Raw genomic sequence first — 14,897 nt, 5'->3', positions numbered from 1 at the left:
CGCCGAAACTTCAGTCGCTCGCTTTGTCGAGTTCGGCCATGTCGGCGGCGCTCAGCTTCAGCGACGCCGCCTTGATCAGGCTGTCCATCTGCTCGGGCTTGGTGGCGCTGGCGATCGGCGCGGTGACGCCCGGCCGAGCGATCACCCAGGCAAGCGCGACTTCCGCCTGCTTGGCCGAATGCCTTGATGACACCGCGTCGAGTGCCGCAAGGATGCGCATGCCGCGCCCATTGAGATAGTCCTTCACGCCGCCGCCACGCGGGCTTTGGCCGAGATCGGCCTCGCTGCGGTATTTGCCGCTGAGGAAACCTTTGGCCAGGCTGAAATAGGTGATGACGCCGATGTCCTCGGCCACGCACAGATCGCGCAACGGCCCGTCAAAGGATGAGCGATCGTAGAGATTGTATTCCGGCTGCAGCACCTCGTAGCGCGGCAGACTGCGCAGGCTCGCCACATCGAGTGCCGCACGCAACTGGCCGGCGTCGAGGTTAGAGCACCCGGCATAGCGAATCTTGCCCTTGGCGAGCAGCTTCTCGTAGGCGCCAAGCGTTTCCTCATAGGGCGTCGCAGGATCCGGCCAATGCGACAGATAGAGATCGATGAATTCGGTCTGCAGCCGCTTCAACGATGCGTCGACGGCCTTTTCGATGTAGGCGGCGGACAGGTCCTTGTGCCCCTGTCCCATATCCGAACCGACCTTGGTGATCACCACGACCTTGTCGCGATTGCCACGGTCTTTCATCCATTTACCGATGATGGTTTCCGATTCGCCGCCCTTGTGGCCTGGAACCCAGCGCGAATAGGCGTCCGCCGTATCGATGGCGTTGAGGCCGGCGCCGACGAAGCGGTCGAGCAGGTCGAACGAGGTTTTCTCGTCGGCAGTCCAGCCGAAGACGTTGCCGCCCAGAACCAGCGGCGCGATGGACAAGTCGGTGCGACCGAGACGACGTTTCTGCAAGGCGTATCTCCGGGATGATTGGGCGGGCAAATGGCGCCCGCGGGCTGAGGGTTGGAGCCTAACCTAGGTCTTGCCTGAACGAGGTCAAAGGCCTGGTGGCCTTTTTCCGCAGAGCCAGCTTCACAAAGGCGCGACCTGCCGCGCCACCTCTTCCAGCCAATGGTCGCGAATGCCCAGCGCCTCGAGATGCTCCAGGGTGCTCAGCACATAGTCCTCGTTGTTGCCGGACTGGCCGACCGCACCGCGCACCACGGCCGCCGCATCTGCAGCGTCGAGCGCTCCGGCATATTGCTCGTGCTGGCGGTCGACAATGTAAACCACCGCGTCGACCGTACCGCCGCCGTCGAGGCGAACCTTGAGCAGACGCTCCAGATAGACATTGGTGACCAGCTCGCGCTCGCGCAGATAGGCCATAACCTCGTCGCGCAAGTCGCCGGGGACGCGGAATGCGAGGCCGACGCAGGACCCGCCACGATCGAGGCCGAGCACCAGCCCCGGCCGCTCGCGCGTGCCGCGATGCACGAAGGAATAGACGCATAGCGAGCGCCGGTAGCCATGCAGGCGGGCACGCTGTGTTTCGACATGCGCGAATCCCGGCCGCCAGATCAGCGAGCCATAGCCAAACACCCAAAAATCGCCCATATCGCCGCGCCTGATTGCAAAAGATGCCAACACCGCACCCGGACCGGTGTTTTTTCCGCCCGTCCCGTCTAACTATTCGTCTGTCCACCTGGCGGAATCGACTACCCGTCCGCAATACCCATGCGTTAACGAGAGCCAAAGCATGACGTCAAGTGACGAACGCCAGCCGAACAAACGTCGCCGCCTGATCTGGCTTGCAGCATTCATCGTCGTGCTGTTCGCCCTCTACAGCGGCGGCTGGTTCTATCTGGCTGACCGCGTCAGGAGCGAGGCCGACAAGGCGGTTGCCACGCTCAACAAGAATGGCGTCGAGGCCGGCTGCGCCAATCTCCAGGTCAGCGGCTATCCCTTGAGCTTTACCGTCTCCTGCGACAACCTCGCCTATGAGGACGATGCCAAGAACATTGCGGCCTCGGCCGGCAGTTTCAACGCAGCCGCCCAGATCATCCAGCCTCTGTCGCCGGTTGCCAATCTGCGCGGCCCGCTCAGGACCTCCGTTCCCGACATGGTGCCGCTGTGGATCGACTGGGACAATCTGCAGGCCAATTTCAAATTGTGGTGGCCGCTGCCGCGGCGGATTTCGCTGGAGGCAGAGGGCCTTTCCGGCCAGACCGATCCGGCCGACGATACCGATCCGGTGCAACTGTTCAGTGCCGGCAAGGCATCAGGTCAGTTGCAGCCCAACGGCGAGGATATCGACTATCTCGGCAGTTTCGGCGATCTCGAGGTCGACCCCGACGCAATTGGAGGGCGCGTGCTTCCGGCGCTCGATGCCAGCGGCGACGTGACATTGAAGAACGGCGTCGCACTGATCGGCACGCAGGTGAAGAGCCTTCGTGGCCAGGCGATCGAAATCCGCAACCTTGACCTGTCGTCGGGGACGGCGCGCATCACCGTTTCGGGACCGCTCTCGGTCGATGCCGAGGGCCTGGTCAACGCCGACCTGATGATCAGGTTGAAGGACCCGAAGGCGGTGGCGGCCATCCTCGGCACCGCCATACCCGAGCAGAAAAGCCAGATCGAGCAGGGTTTTTCTGCCCTGGCGGTGCTCGGCAACGAACCGTCCATGCCGCTGAAGGTGGTCAGGGGCAAGGCCTCGCTCGGCTTCATTCCGCTGGGCAAGATCAAGCCGGTCGAATAGCTCAGCCATGGCAAAACCGGTGAAGCTGCTGAGCGTTGGCGCATTGACGCTGGACACCATCCTGCGCGTCGAGACGCTGCCCATACATCAGGGCAAGTTCATGGCCTCCGACGGCGTCCAGATCGCCTCGGGCATGGCCACCAGCGCCGCCTGCGCTGCCCATCGCCTGGGCGCCGAAGTATCGCTGTGGGCGAGTGCCGGCGACGATGCCGTCGCCGACCAGCTCATCGCCGGCATAGAGGCCGAAGGCGTCGATTGCACCTTCGTGCGGCGCGTCAGAGGTGCCCGCTCGGCGCTGGCCTCGATCCTGGTCGACGCGCATGGCGAGCGCATCATCGTGCCGTTCTATGACAGGCTTGCCCAGGCCGATCCCGATGTCCTGCCGGTCGCCGACCTCATGGCATTCGATGCCGTTCTGGTAGATGTCCGCTGGCCGGGTGCGGCGGCACTCGCCCTGAAGGCGGCGCGCGCCATCAGCCGTCCGGCGATCCTCGATGCCGACACCGCGCCGCTGGAGGTCCTTGAGCAGTTGTTGCCGCTCGCTACGCACATCATCGCTTCGGAGCCGGCAGCGCGCATCGTCTGCGGCCAGGCGCTCGATCCGGAAACGGCTTGCGCCGATCTCGCCAGCCGCACCGACGCTTTTGTCGCAGTGACAGGCGGCGCGGCGGGCAGTTGGTGGCACGACCGTCGCGCTGGCTGCGTGCGCCATGTCGCGGCGCCGAAAATCAAGGCGGTCGACACGCTCGCCGCCGGCGATGTCTTTCACGGCGCCTTCGCCGTCGGGCTGGCGGAAGCCATGCCGGTCGAGCAGGCTTTGCGGTTTGCCAGTGCGGCCGCGGCGCTCAAATGCCTGCGCTTCGGCGGCAGGCTTGGGGCGCCGAACCGAGCCGAGACGCTGGCCATGGTTGCGCAGACCTGGCCTGCCTGAGACAGACCTAGCCCTTCGCGGGGTGCTCGACCGCCTGACGGCCGAAATCGGGAACGTCGATGTCCTGGCCGGCTTCGATGATCGAGCGGCGCACGGCGCGGGTGCGGGTGAACAGGTCGAAGAGTTTTTCGCCGTCGCCCCAGCGGATTGCGCGCTGCAGCGACGCCAGATCTTCCGAGAACCGCGCCAGCATTTCGAGGATGGCGTCCTTGTTGTGCAGACAGACATCCCGCCACATGGTCGGGTCGGAGGCGGCAAGGCGGGTGAAGTCGCGGAAGCCGGAAGCCGAATATTTGATCACTTCGGATTTGGTCACTGACTGCAGATCATCGGCGGTGCCGACGATGTTGTAGGCGATGATGTGCGGCAGATGCGAGACGATGGCCAGCGTCATATCGTGATGCTGGGGATCCATCGTGTCGATGTTGGCGCCGCAGCGCCGCCAGAACTCCGACAGCCTCTCCAACGCGTCCGGGTCGGTGTCGGGCAGCGGCGTGAAGATGCACCAGCGATTGTCGAACAGGTCGGCGAAACCGGCGTCGGGGCCGGATTTTTCTGTGCCCGCCAGCGGGTGGCCGGGAATGAAATGGACACCTTCAGGCACATAAGGCTGCACTTGCGCAATGACAGACGCCTTGGTCGAGCCGACATCGGTGAGGATCGCGCCCGGCTTCAGCGCCGGCGCGATTTCCTCGGCAACCGCGCCGGACGATCCAACCGGCACCGAAATGATGACCAGGTCGGCATCGCGGACAGCTTCTCTCGCATCGGTGCTATAGCTATCGCCCAGCCCAAGCTCCTCGGCCCGTGCCAGCGTCGCCGCACTGCGGGTCGAGATGGATACGTGGCGGGCGAGGCCCTCGCGGCGGATGACGCGGGCCAGCGACGAGCCGATCAGGCCGATGCCGACCAGCGCGATCTTTTCAAACATCGGTGATGTCATGGTTTCTAGCTTTTCAGGAATGTCGTGAGAGCGGCGACAACGCCGCGATTGGCCTCTTCGGTGCCGACGGTCATGCGCAGCGCATTGGGAAAGCCATAGCCCGAAACGCGCCGCAATATATAGCCGCGCGCCGTCAGATAGTCGTCCGCCGCCGCCGCCGAATGTTTCTGGTCCTCGGGAAAATGAATGAGGATGAAATTGCCGACGCTGGGCGTCACCCGCAACCCAAGCTTTGTGAATTCCTCACTCAGCCAGGCCAGCCAGGTCTCGTTGTGCGCCACGCTGCGCTCGACATGGGCGCGATCGCGAATGGCGGCGATGCCGGCCTCGATCGCCGTCGCATTGACGTTGAAGGGGCCGCGCACGCGGTTGATGGCGTCGACGATGTGCATCGGCGCATACATCCAGCCGATCCGCGCCCCGCCAAGGCCGATCTTGGAGAAGGTCCGGGTCATCACCACGTTCTCTGCGCTGCCGACCAGTTCGATGCCGGCCTCATAGTCGTTGCGGCGAACATATTCGGCATAGGCCGCGTCGAGCACCAGAAGCACGTTCTTCGGCAGTGCGGCATGCAGACGCCGCACCTCCTGGAATGGCACATAGGTGCCGGTCGGATTGTTGGGATTGGCGAGGAACACGATCTTGGTGAGCGGCGTGACGGCGGCCAGGATGGCGTCGATATCGGCGCGCTCGTCTGTTTCCTTGATCGTCACCGGAACGGCGCCCGCCGACTGGATGTAGATCTTGTAGACCATGAAGGCGTGCTCGGTGATGACGGCCTCGTCGCCGGGCGCCAGATAGGTCTGCGCCAGCAGGCCGAGGATTTCGTCGGAGCCGTTGGAGCAGATGATGTTCTGCGGGTTGAGGCCATGCACCTCGGCGATCGCTTCGCGCAGCCGCCTGGCGGTGCCATCTGGATAGACGTCAAGCTTTCCGGCAATCTCGCGCGCGGCTTCGATCGCCTTCGGCGAGGGCCCGAGCGGGTTCTCGTTGGAGGACAGCTTGTGGACCTTGGCGACGCCGGCAGGCGCCGTGCTCTTGCCCGGCACATAGGCGTCTATGTCCATGATGCCCGCGCGCGGGGTTGGACGTGCCTGGTCCGGTGTCTGGCTCATGTCGCAAAATCCGTCGAGAACGCTTCCTGAGGGAAGCCGCAGCGGAAATACAAGCCGTGGCCTGCAATGTCGAGAGGCGACAGCCTCCCGCCCAAGGCAGGCCGTTGACGCCGGCGCGCCACAGCCCTAGAAGGGGAGCGAACTTCCGTGGTGATTTGGCCGGTCGGCTTGCAGCCACGTTAAACAACTTGCTAAAGGGCCGTTTGCATCCTGTAACCGGCTTTGCGACCGCAATGCCGGTTTTTTGTTGTCCGCGCCGGCCGGACACCCGTATCGGCATCGACTTTCGACGAGTGCGATGCGTGGGCTCAAAGTGTGAGATGGATGTCATGGCCGTTCTGCGTGCCCGCAAAACCAACAACGAGGTCGACCAACCGTCGAGCCCGGTTTTGCGTTTTGGATCCGACAAGCCGCTCAAGCTGGACGCCGGTACGCTGCTGTCACCGTTCCAGATCGCCTACCAGACCTACGGCACGCTGAACGATGCCCGCTCCAACGCCATCCTCGTCTGCCATGCGCTGACCGGAGACCAGCACGTCGCCAGCACCAATCCGGTGACCGGCAAGCCAGGCTGGTGGGAAGTGCTGATCGGGCCCGGCAAGATCATCGACACCAATCGTTTCTTCGTCATCTGCTCCAACGTCATCGGCGGTTGCCTTGGGTCCACCGGCCCGGCCTCGACCAATCCCGCCACCGGCAAGCCCTATGGGCTTGACCTGCCGATCATCACCATCCGCGACATGGTGCGGGCGCAGCAGATGCTGATCGACCATTTCGGCATCGAGAAACTGTTTTGCGTGCTCGGCGGCTCGATGGGCGGCATGCAGGTGCTGGAATGGGCGTCGAGCTATCCGGAGCGCGTCTTCTCGGCACTGCCGATCGCCACCGGCGCGCGCCATTCCTCGCAGAACATCGCCTTTCATGAGGTTGGCCGGCAGGCTGTCATGGCCGATCCGGACTGGCATGGCGGCAAATATTTCGAGCACGGCAAACGCCCGGAAAAGGGCCTGGCGGTAGCGCGCATGGCCGCCCACATCACTTACCTGTCGGAAGCCGCCCTGCACCGCAAGTTCGGCCGCAATCTGCAGGATCGCGAAGCGCTGACCTTCGGCTTCGACGCCGACTTCCAGATCGAAAGCTATCTTCGGCACCAGGGCATGACCTTCGTCGATCGCTTCGACGCCAATTCCTACCTCTACATGACGCGGTCGATGGACTATTTCGACCTCGCCGCAGACCATGGCGGCCGGTTGGCCGATGCCTTCGCCGGCACGAAAACCCGCTTCTGCTTGGTGTCGTTCACCTCGGATTGGCTGTTCCCGACCGAGGAGAGCCGCTCGATCGTGCATGCGCTCAACGCCGCCGGCGCATCGGTATCCTTCGTCGAGATCGAGACCGACCGTGGCCACGACGCATTCCTGCTCGACGAGCCGGAACTGTTTGCCGCCATTAACGGCTTCATCGGCTCGGCCGCCCGGGCGAGAGGGCTCAGCGCATGACCCGGAAAAATTGCAGGCTTTTCGGATCGGGATCATGCGCCAGGCGGGAGGCGAAGCCATGAGCGTCAACCGCGACCAGCGCGTCGACCTCGAAGTCGTCGCCAACCTCATCCCGCCACAGTCGCGCGTGCTCGATGTCGGCTCGGGCGACGGCTCGCTGCTCGAACTGCTGCAGGACACCAAGCAGGTCGACGGCCGCGGACTCGAGCTGTCGCAGCGCGGCGTCAACGAATGTGTGGCGCGCGGCCTCTCGGTCATCCAGGGCGATGCCGACAAGGATCTCGAATTCTATCCCGACAAGGGCTTTGACTTCGTCGTCCTGTCGCAGACGCTGCAGGCCACCCGCAACCCCAAGCTGGTGCTCGACGAACTGCTCAGGATCGGCAACCGCGCCATCGTCTCCTTCCCCAATTTCGGCCATTGGCGTGTGCGCCTGTCGCTGTTCCTCAACGGCCGCATGCCGGTGACCAAGGACCTGCCCTATTCCTGGTACGACACGCCCAACATCCACTTCTGCACCATCCGCGATTTCGTCAATCTGTGCGACGAACTCGGCGCGACAGTCGAGAAGGCAACCGCCCTCGACGCCGCCGGCCAGAAGATCGGCCTGTCGATGCCGTGGTGGTTCTGGAATTTCTTCGGCCAGCAGGCAGTGTTCTTGCTGAAACGGTAATTTCCGCACCGATCAAAGACCCGACTCGCCAAGCAACAGTGTGTTTGCCGCCGAGCAAAGTCGCCCTGTATGACGATCGCGAACCAGTGTAAATGGCGTCGACTGTTTGACAGCGGGCTAGTGCGGCTATAGCCACACTGACGGCTCGGGGGGGCAAAAATGGTCGAAGAACGCGCAACTTATTCACTCGTCGTCGAAATGGAGAATGCAAAGTCGATCGACTGGGACGAGATCGGCGTTGGGATGAAGGCCTTGGCTCGGGAAATCTCATCGGTTTCAGCAACCGGTTCAGCGCATACCTTTCATACGACGACTTCTTTTCAAGAACCTTTGCGTTGATCTGGTTTTTCCCGATGGCCCGTGGAGACGGTCGATTTGCCTCGAAGCGAGCGATCAACGCCAACAATGTAGCGTTTCGACGCGAGTGGATCCTCAGCCACCCTTTTCCAAAACATAACGGCTTCAAGGTTTCCTGCACTTTGCTGATGCGCGAACTGCTGCGGGAAGGCCACAAAATTCATAATGTCAACGCACGCGTTTATCACTATTCGCCGCGGGGCTGGCGGTTCTTTTACTGGCGCGCCCTGGTTACAGGTCGCGACGCCGACCGGAAGTTCGTTGCGCTCAATTCGCCGAGCCGCACGCGACGGATAGTCAAGTCCTTCAGCCGGTGGCTCACCATGTCATGGCGCACGACACGACGGATCGTAGGCCATGCCCGGGAAACCGGGATGCCGCTTTGGCAGGTTCCCTTTTCTCTGATTGTCGGTCAGGCATTTTATGGTTTGGCGTTTTGGGGCCAGTTCAGTTTCGCAACTGGCATGGTTCGCGACAAAATCGAAACGGTGCCAGACTATGTTGGGCATAGCTAGACGCTGTACCGCCATTCCTTGAACCGCAGTTCAGCGTCCAATTGATCCTTGATCCGGCGATTGCTCCAGAACATCCGTGGCCTTGTGCGGATGTTCGACGCCGTCGACGAACACCACATCGGCCTCCGAATTGTCCGTGCGCAGCGCCAGTATCGCTTGGTAGGCCGGCGAATTGTACCAGCCATGCACATGCTGCCTGTCGGGAAATTCTATGATGATCAGATGGCCAGGCCAGTCGTTCTCGATCACCTCCACATCGCCGCCATGGACCAGAAAACGGCCGCCGAAAGGTTCCAGCGTGGCATCTATCCTATGCAGATATTCGACGATCTGCGGACCCATTGTGGCTTGGCGCATATGGGCGACGGCGTAAGCGGCCATGACTGAACTCCCTTGTCATCGAAGCCGAGTTGCCGGCCTCTGCATGGGCAATCTGACCAAAGGCCGAGCGCTAAGCGATTACGTCTGAGGTAATGGGATGTATGCTATCTGTCATGATGGGTTGCTTCCACGGTGATTCGTAATGCTATGTGCGGCGGTGCTGTTGCAATTGGAACGCTAAGAGCGGGGATTCGTTGTCTCGCCTGGATTGAGTACCGGCACGGTGGGTGACAGGGGCAGTCGTTTTTTATAGCGTCGCGCCGACTGTGATGTGGTGTAGAGAAAGGGAAGTCCAATCCATTCGACCGTTCTGAAAATCGAAAAGTCCTGGACAGACGCGCAACCCTGCGCAGGAAACAGCTGACAGACATGGCCGGGATCGATCCAGTACCTCTCATCACGGTCATTACGCCGACCCACAACCGACGCGAAACAGTGTTGCGCGCCGTGGAAAGCGTATTCTCCCAGAGCATGTCGAGGTTTGAGCACATTGTCGTCGACGATGGTTCGACCGATGGGACCGAAGCGGCGCTGGCCCGCATCCAGGACCCGCGGCTGATCTATGTCGGGGCGAAATGGCGAGGCGCCAACGCCGCCAGGAATGCCGGCATCGAGCGGGCGCGGGCACCGTTGGTGACGTTCCTCGATTCCGACGACATCTACTTGCCGCACCGGCTTGAACGAACCCTGACCTGGTTCGATGAAAATCCTGCACTGCAAGTGCTGATCAGTTCGTTCGTGTCCCTGAAGGGCAATCGCATCACAAACTGCGCCAACCCAGAGGCATTCGTGAGCCCCGCAATGCTTGAGCGGACGCTGGTTGGGCAGACCATCTTCATCGCCGGCTCCGCGATCACTGCTCGCCGTGAAGCCTTGCTGGCCATCGGCGGCTACGACAGCGACATCACCCGCATGCAGGATCGCGAATTGCTGCTGCGCCTTGCCCGGCGCTTCGGTGCGCAACTGTCCGAGGACCTCGACTGGACGAAATACAATTCGGAGAACTCGATTTCCGGCCGCCGTGACGGCTATGTCGAGGCCTATGCGAACCTGATGGGCAAACATCCTCATATTGCCCACGCCTACCCGCACATTCCGCCTTACATGATCTCGCGGCAGCTCATCGCCGATATCCTGCGAGGCAGGATACCGGAGGCATTCCAGGGCTATATGGCCAACCGATCGTCGAAAGCGCTTGGCTACTCGCTGCCGGAATTGATGCAAGGCTATGTCCATGGCCGACGCTGGCGCCGCGATCTCTCCAACGAGTTTCGCAACCAATGTGGCGCCCGGCTCGCCTGAACCCAGAGCAACTCCAGGAAAATCGTGGAACGGTTTTCCCTCCGGATTGCGTGAACCGCACTATCGAGAGCTCAGCGGTCAAGTTCGGGAAAATACGGATCCGATAAAAACCGCCTGTCCCGTTCGCCCTGCAGGCAGTCTATCGGCTTGGCCGCGTCGACGGGGGTGATTCTCGCCTTGTCCCGAATGCCGCTCACTTCGAGGATCAGCTTGCGCCGGATGGCTGTCGAAAACTCCGCGGCGGCATAGATGGGCAGCACGAAGGAACCGGGCCCGCCGGTCACGCACTGCGCGTAATACTGGTCGAGATGGCTGAAGGTGGGCGACGGGCTGATCAGGATCGGCAGGCCGTTGACGACGATGCCTTTGGCAGTCGCCGCATCACGCGTCGCGGTGACTGGCGGCCCGATATTGTTCGGTCCGTCGCCCGAAATGTCGATGACGCTACGTTCGCCCTGGAAAGACGTGCGGTCGAAAAGCTCGGCACCGAAGGCCAGCGCGCCGGAAATCGAAGTGCCGCGAAAGCTGCGGAACGGGCGCGCCGCGACCTCGTCGGCAAAGCTGTTGGCGCTCTCGGCACTATCGATGATCTGCCAGCCGATGACCGCGTCGTCGCGCACCGTGCCGGCCCACTCGAAATAGGTCAGCGCTATGCGGCCCGTGGCGCCGGCGCGAACAGCCTTGATGAAGTCGGGATGCCGCAGCGCCTCGACATAACCGGCGCGCTGCAGCGCGAACTCCTTCTCGTCCATCGACAGCGAGATGTCGACTGCCAGCACCAGCTCGACGTCGACGGCGAGCGCATCCCGCGGCGAGGCGGCGGGAGCAGCCTGGGCGCAGGCAAGACAGGCAAGCAGGCGCAGAGCATCAAGCATGGCCGTCACCAGGTTGTTCTCCCGAAGAGCTTCCCTCGCGATCACGGCAAAATAAAGCTTTGCTTCCCCGTCCGGATATCAGCTCATTTCTTGCGGCGGGCGGCGACTGGCGGCGGTTCGATCGCGCCGGCTCTGACGCGGGCGGGCTTCAGCGCTGGCGCACCGGAATCCTTGACGATCGTCAACGCGCGCGGGAAGAAGTGGTTGTTGTGCTGGCCGCGCCCGATGTTGAGGATCGCTGTCGCCGGCAAACGCTTCTCGAGCATCGACAGCACGCGTCTTAGCGATGGGCCGTCGAATGCATCCAGCGCCTCGTCGATGATCACCCATTTCGGCTGCCGCAACGCGAGCCTGGCGAAGGCCAGCGAGCGCTGTTCGTCATCGCCCAACTCATGGTCCCAACGCCCGGCGCGGTCGAGCGATGAGGATAGCCGTCCCAGACCGACCTCGGCCAGCACCGCCGAAATGTCGGCATCGTCCGCCGGCGCGGGGCCGTTCGGGTGATCGAGGACTTCGCGCAATGTGCCGACCGGAAAATAAGGCACGCGCGGCACGAATATGGGGGTTTCTCCCGCCGGCAGGCCGATCCGGCCGCTTCCCCATGGCCACAGGCCGGCAATGGCACGAAAGAACAGCGTCTTGCCCGCACCGGGATCGCCGGTGATCATGACGCGCTCGCCGGGGCGGATTTCGACATGCGGGTCGGCGAGCCTGGTGCAGCCCTCCGGCGAGGCCACTTCGAGCTTCTCGAAAGTCAGGCTGCCACTGACGTTTTGGCCGAAGGCGATGCGCTTTTCGGTGTCGTGCAGCGCATCGGTTTCATCGAGCGCGATGCGGAAATCGGCCACGCGCATCAGCGTGGCGCGCCAATCGGCAATGCTGCCGATGTTGTTGATGAACCAGCGCAAGGAGGAGTGGACCTGGTTGAATGCGCCGACCGCCATCATCAGCCCGCCAAAGCTGATATCACCTGAGAAATAGACGGGCGAAGCAACCAGTATGGGCGCCACGACGGTGATCCAGCCATAGGTGTCGGTCACCCAGGACAGGTTGATCTGGGCGGTGTAGATGCGCCGCATGGCGCCGAGCACCGTGCCGAGATCGAGTTCGAGCCGCCGCCTGGCGTCGGCCTCGCCATGATACAACGCAATGGCATCGACATTCTCGTTGACGCGCACCATCGAGGAGCGCAGCTCGGCTTCGCGTGTATAGCGGTCGCTGTTCAGGCGGATGAGCGGCCGCCCGACCAGCCAACTCAGCCAGGAGGCGATGCCGGCGTAAAGGATGGCGGCCCAGACCATATAGCCAGGTATGGCCAGCGAGGTCCCGCCGATGTGGAACACGAAGCCCGAGGACAGCTCCCACAGCACGCCGACGAAGGACACGAGCAGGATGCACGACTGCAGCAGGCCGACGCCGAGATCGGTTGACAGATCGGACAGATGCGCGGCGTCCTGCTGCATGCGCTGGTCGGGATTGACGCCGATGGCGCCGGCATTGGCCAGCCGGAAGGCGCGCGCCGGCCGCATCCATTGATCGATCAGATCCAGCGTCAGCGCCTCGCGCAGCTTGAGCCTGATCATCTGGTTGAGCCAGGTCTGGCCGATATTGAGCACCAGAAGTCCCCCGGCTATGGCCGCGAAGACGAGGAGCTGGTGCAAAAAGGCCGCCATGTCGCGGCGGGCAAGCGCATCGTAGAAAGGCTGGTTCCAGCGGTTGAGCAGAACCTGGCCGATCGACGTTGCGATGATCACGGCCATGATGCCGACCGATGTCCACAGCAACCATCTGCGAACCGGCGATCCCGCAAGCGCCCGCCGGATCGTCATCACCTGATCGTGCAGGCTGCTGGCCTCGACCGCCACGGCAACCGGCTGAACGGCGGCGGCATTGTCCGGTTGATCAGCCATGGCCGAGGTCCTTGCGTCAGTGCTGCAACCGGATGGAGAAACTTGACAGGCGTTCGTATGGGCTGCCGGATGGGCTGTCGGTCTGCTTGCGACAGATAGGCAGGGAAACGACGTCAGGCACGCTTGCCGCGATCACGAAGCCGTCACCCGCGCAGCCAAGGGCTTGGCATCCGCTTTGTGACGGCCAAGCCGGGTGGCGCCATGCGGCGACAGCACCGGCACGAAGACGCGGCGCGATGCGCGCTGCGCCACCGGCACGCCTTGATAGAGCCGCTTCTGCGCCTCGACCACGATGACCCCGGAAAAGATCGGCCACAGCCGCCGGCCGGCGCGCTCCAGTACATTGTGGAAGCGCATCATGAAACGGCGCCGCGATGGCGGAAAGAACAGCGCATCGGACCAGGCTGCGGGCGTGAAATTGGCCTCGCGCAGCAATTCCGTAAGCTGGCCGCGCGAAAAAGGCCGGCCGTTGCCGAATGGGGTGTGCTCGAAGCGCGCCCAGACACCACGCCGGTTGGGCACGACGATGACCACCCGGCCGGCCGGCGACAGCACGCGCCAGATCTCGTTCAGCGTCTCACGCGGGTTCTCGACATGTTCGAGCGAATGGACGAGCAGCATGCGGTCGATGCAGGAATCGACCAGCGGCAGTTCCTCGTCGAAGACCAGTGCCGTCGCCGTCGGCCCCGTCGCCGGCCACACCACCGCGCCTTGCGTTGCCGGCATGAAGGCGAAGACCCGCTCGGCGTCGCTGCCGAACCGCTCCAGCCACGGCAAGGTGTAGCCCAGACCAACCAGCCGCTCGTTGGGAACGGCCGCCCATATCGACGACAACGCCATGGTGATCGAACGCTCGGCGAACCGGCCGAGCGTTGTCGAATAGAACGAGCGAAGATCGACGATGTCGGAATGCATGGCAGGGATGTAGCCGTGATGTCGCCAGGTTTCAACAAAAGGCCGCGACGACCCGACATTCCGGGAATGTCATTCGACATCCGGGATGACATCGACCCGCAAGCGCCCTATGTCTGCGGCCATAACGGAGAGATATGATGCCGGTCGAAATCGAACAGTTCATGTGCCGCAGCGACAATTTCGGCGTGCTGGTGCATGACCCCAAAAGCGGCCAGACCGCGATCATCGATGCGCCCGAGGAAGCGCCAATCTTGGCCGCGATAAAGCGCACCGGCTGGACGCCGACGATGATCCTGACCACACATCATCACATGGATCACGTTGAGGCCAATCTGGCGCTGAAGGAGCGCTTCAAGCTGCGTATCGTCGGCCCGGAGGCCGAAAAGGCCAAGATCCCCGGCATCGACGAGACCGTCGAAGACGGCTCGGTTCTCCATCTTGGCGATGAAAGGATCGAAGTCATCGCCACCCCCGGCCACACTGCCGGCCACGTTTCCTATTATTTGCCGGCCTCGAGCGTGGCGTTCACCGCCGACACGCTGTTTGCGCTGGGTTGTGGGCGGCTGTTCGAATGCAAGCCGCCGGTAATGTATGATTCGCTGAAGAAGCTGGCTGCACTTCCAGCTGAAACGGCCATCTATTGCGGCCACGAATACACGCTCTCCAACGCCCGTTTCGCGCTGACCGTCGACCCGTCCAATTCAGCATTGAAGGAACGCGCCGCCAGGATCGAAAAGCTG

The 14,897-nt window shown here is 62.8% G+C and carries 16 protein-coding genes and 1 riboswitch; of the genes, 8 read left to right on the top strand and 8 right to left on the bottom strand.

Going from position 1 to position 14,897, the window contains the following annotated elements; genetic code table 11:
- Positions 1-10: 10 nt before the first annotated feature.
- Together EN990_RS10425 and EN990_RS10420 are read right to left on the bottom strand one after the other, a co-directional pair.
- Positions 11-958: an aldo/keto reductase gene (locus EN990_RS10425; RefSeq protein WP_127385273.1), complete on the bottom strand. Its 948-nt coding sequence runs from the start codon at positions 956-958 to the stop codon at positions 11-13.
- Between the two features lie 120 nt (positions 959-1,078).
- Complete coding sequence (locus EN990_RS10420; protein ID WP_024503756.1) at positions 1,079-1,600, bottom strand: gamma-glutamylcyclotransferase; 522 nt, start codon at positions 1,598-1,600, stop codon at positions 1,079-1,081.
- A 142-nt stretch (positions 1,601-1,742) separates the two neighbouring features.
- Between EN990_RS10420 and EN990_RS10415 the strand changes: the two genes are divergently transcribed.
- Both EN990_RS10415 and EN990_RS10410 read left to right on the top strand, forming a co-directional pair.
- Complete coding sequence (locus EN990_RS10415) at positions 1,743-2,741, top strand: DUF2125 domain-containing protein (RefSeq protein ID WP_127369426.1); 999 nt, start codon at positions 1,743-1,745, stop codon at positions 2,739-2,741.
- Between the two features lie 7 nt (positions 2,742-2,748).
- Positions 2,749-3,672, top strand: coding sequence for a sugar kinase (locus EN990_RS10410; RefSeq protein WP_024503754.1), 924 nt, complete (start codon positions 2,749-2,751; stop codon positions 3,670-3,672).
- A 7-nt stretch (positions 3,673-3,679) separates the two neighbouring features.
- Here EN990_RS10410 and EN990_RS10405 read toward each other — a convergent pair whose 3' ends face one another.
- On the bottom strand, positions 3,680-4,615 hold the full coding sequence (locus EN990_RS10405) for a prephenate/arogenate dehydrogenase family protein (RefSeq protein WP_206519224.1): 936 nt from the start codon (positions 4,613-4,615) through the stop codon (positions 3,680-3,682).
- Positions 4,616-4,620: 5 nt separating this feature from the next.
- The gene (gene hisC / locus EN990_RS10400) at positions 4,621-5,730 is read right to left on the bottom strand and encodes a histidinol-phosphate transaminase (RefSeq protein ID WP_127369429.1); all 1,110 of its coding nucleotides are present in this window, start codon (positions 5,728-5,730) and stop codon (positions 4,621-4,623) included.
- A 137-nt stretch (positions 5,731-5,867) separates the two neighbouring features.
- A riboswitch (SAM riboswitch) is annotated at positions 5,868-5,945 on the top strand.
- A 114-nt stretch (positions 5,946-6,059) separates the two neighbouring features.
- On the opposite strand from hisC, the gene EN990_RS10395 reads away from it, so the two are divergent.
- The 4 genes from EN990_RS10395 (at position 6,060) to EN990_RS10385 (ending at position 8,774) form a co-directional block, all read left to right on the top strand.
- Positions 6,060-7,229 (top strand): homoserine O-acetyltransferase, encoded by a 1,170-nt coding sequence (locus EN990_RS10395; protein ID WP_013529386.1) that lies wholly within the window; start codon positions 6,060-6,062, stop codon positions 7,227-7,229.
- Positions 7,230-7,287: 58 nt separating this feature from the next.
- A complete protein-coding gene (gene metW, locus EN990_RS10390; protein WP_013529385.1) occupies positions 7,288-7,902 on the top strand; it encodes a methionine biosynthesis protein MetW in 615 nt (204 codons plus the stop codon).
- Between the two features lie 159 nt (positions 7,903-8,061).
- Entirely contained in the window at positions 8,062-8,241 is a 180-nt protein-coding gene (locus EN990_RS36085) for a hypothetical protein (protein ID WP_245461067.1), read from the top strand.
- The gene (locus tag EN990_RS10385; RefSeq protein WP_245461066.1) at positions 8,238-8,774 is read left to right on the top strand and encodes a hypothetical protein; all 537 of its coding nucleotides are present in this window, start codon (positions 8,238-8,240) and stop codon (positions 8,772-8,774) included. Before EN990_RS36085 ends, EN990_RS10385 begins: the two co-directional genes overlap by 4 nt.
- Positions 8,775-8,804: 30 nt before the next feature.
- Here EN990_RS10385 and EN990_RS10380 read toward each other — a convergent pair whose 3' ends face one another.
- Entirely contained in the window at positions 8,805-9,155 is a 351-nt protein-coding gene (locus EN990_RS10380) for a DUF1330 domain-containing protein (protein ID WP_013529383.1), read from the bottom strand.
- A 369-nt stretch (positions 9,156-9,524) separates the two neighbouring features.
- Between EN990_RS10380 and EN990_RS10375 the strand changes: the two genes are divergently transcribed.
- Positions 9,525-10,457: a glycosyltransferase family 2 protein gene (locus tag EN990_RS10375; RefSeq protein WP_013529382.1), complete on the top strand. Its 933-nt coding sequence runs from the start codon at positions 9,525-9,527 to the stop codon at positions 10,455-10,457.
- 71 nt (positions 10,458-10,528) lie between these two features.
- On the opposite strand, the gene EN990_RS10370 is transcribed toward EN990_RS10375, so the two are convergent.
- From EN990_RS10370 to EN990_RS10360, 3 genes are all read right to left on the bottom strand, one after another.
- On the bottom strand, positions 10,529-11,332 hold the full coding sequence (locus tag EN990_RS10370; RefSeq protein ID WP_063169101.1) for a DUF1194 domain-containing protein: 804 nt from the start codon (positions 11,330-11,332) through the stop codon (positions 10,529-10,531).
- Positions 11,333-11,415: 83 nt separating this feature from the next.
- Positions 11,416-13,242: an ABC transporter ATP-binding protein/permease gene (locus tag EN990_RS10365; RefSeq protein WP_024503747.1), complete on the bottom strand. Its 1,827-nt coding sequence runs from the start codon at positions 13,240-13,242 to the stop codon at positions 11,416-11,418.
- Between the two features lie 132 nt (positions 13,243-13,374).
- The gene (locus tag EN990_RS10360) at positions 13,375-14,157 is read right to left on the bottom strand and encodes a methyltransferase domain-containing protein (RefSeq protein ID WP_013529379.1); all 783 of its coding nucleotides are present in this window, start codon (positions 14,155-14,157) and stop codon (positions 13,375-13,377) included.
- Between the two features lie 137 nt (positions 14,158-14,294).
- On the opposite strand from EN990_RS10360, the gene gloB reads away from it, so the two are divergent.
- A partial coding sequence (gloB, locus tag EN990_RS10355) for a hydroxyacylglutathione hydrolase (protein WP_127388296.1) occupies positions 14,295-14,897 on the top strand: 603 nt, incomplete at its 3' end.

Source organism: Mesorhizobium sp. M7A.F.Ca.US.005.03.1.1, from assembly GCF_003997975.1.
Taxonomy (GTDB): Bacteria; Pseudomonadota; Alphaproteobacteria; order Rhizobiales; family Rhizobiaceae; genus Mesorhizobium; species Mesorhizobium ciceri.
This window is presented reverse-complemented; position numbering and strand designations above follow the sequence as displayed.

Coding starts and splice junctions, on each gene's coding strand:
- EN990_RS10420 (WP_024503756.1), bottom strand. CDS start 1,600: ATGGGCGATTTTTGGGTGTTTGGCTATGGCTCGCTGATCTGGCGGCCG.
- EN990_RS10415 (WP_127369426.1), top strand. CDS start 1,743: ATGACGTCAAGTGACGAACGCCAGCCGAACAAACGTCGCCGCCTGATC.
- EN990_RS10410 (WP_024503754.1), top strand. CDS start 2,749: ATGGCAAAACCGGTGAAGCTGCTGAGCGTTGGCGCATTGACGCTGGAC.
- EN990_RS10405 (WP_206519224.1), bottom strand. CDS start 4,615: ATGACATCACCGATGTTTGAAAAGATCGCGCTGGTCGGCATCGGCCTG.
- hisC (WP_127369429.1), bottom strand. CDS start 5,730: ATGAGCCAGACACCGGACCAGGCACGTCCAACCCCGCGCGCGGGCATC.
- EN990_RS10395 (WP_013529386.1), top strand. CDS start 6,060: ATGGCCGTTCTGCGTGCCCGCAAAACCAACAACGAGGTCGACCAACCG.
- metW (WP_013529385.1), top strand. CDS start 7,288: ATGAGCGTCAACCGCGACCAGCGCGTCGACCTCGAAGTCGTCGCCAAC.
- EN990_RS36085 (WP_245461067.1), top strand. CDS start 8,062: ATGGTCGAAGAACGCGCAACTTATTCACTCGTCGTCGAAATGGAGAAT.
- EN990_RS10380 (WP_013529383.1), bottom strand. CDS start 9,155: ATGGCCGCTTACGCCGTCGCCCATATGCGCCAAGCCACAATGGGTCCG.
- EN990_RS10375 (WP_013529382.1), top strand. CDS start 9,525: ATGGCCGGGATCGATCCAGTACCTCTCATCACGGTCATTACGCCGACC.
- EN990_RS10370 (WP_063169101.1), bottom strand. CDS start 11,332: ATGCTTGATGCTCTGCGCCTGCTTGCCTGTCTTGCCTGCGCCCAGGCT.
- EN990_RS10365 (WP_024503747.1), bottom strand. CDS start 13,242: ATGGCTGATCAACCGGACAATGCCGCCGCCGTTCAGCCGGTTGCCGTG.
- EN990_RS10360 (WP_013529379.1), bottom strand. CDS start 14,157: ATGCATTCCGACATCGTCGATCTTCGCTCGTTCTATTCGACAACGCTC.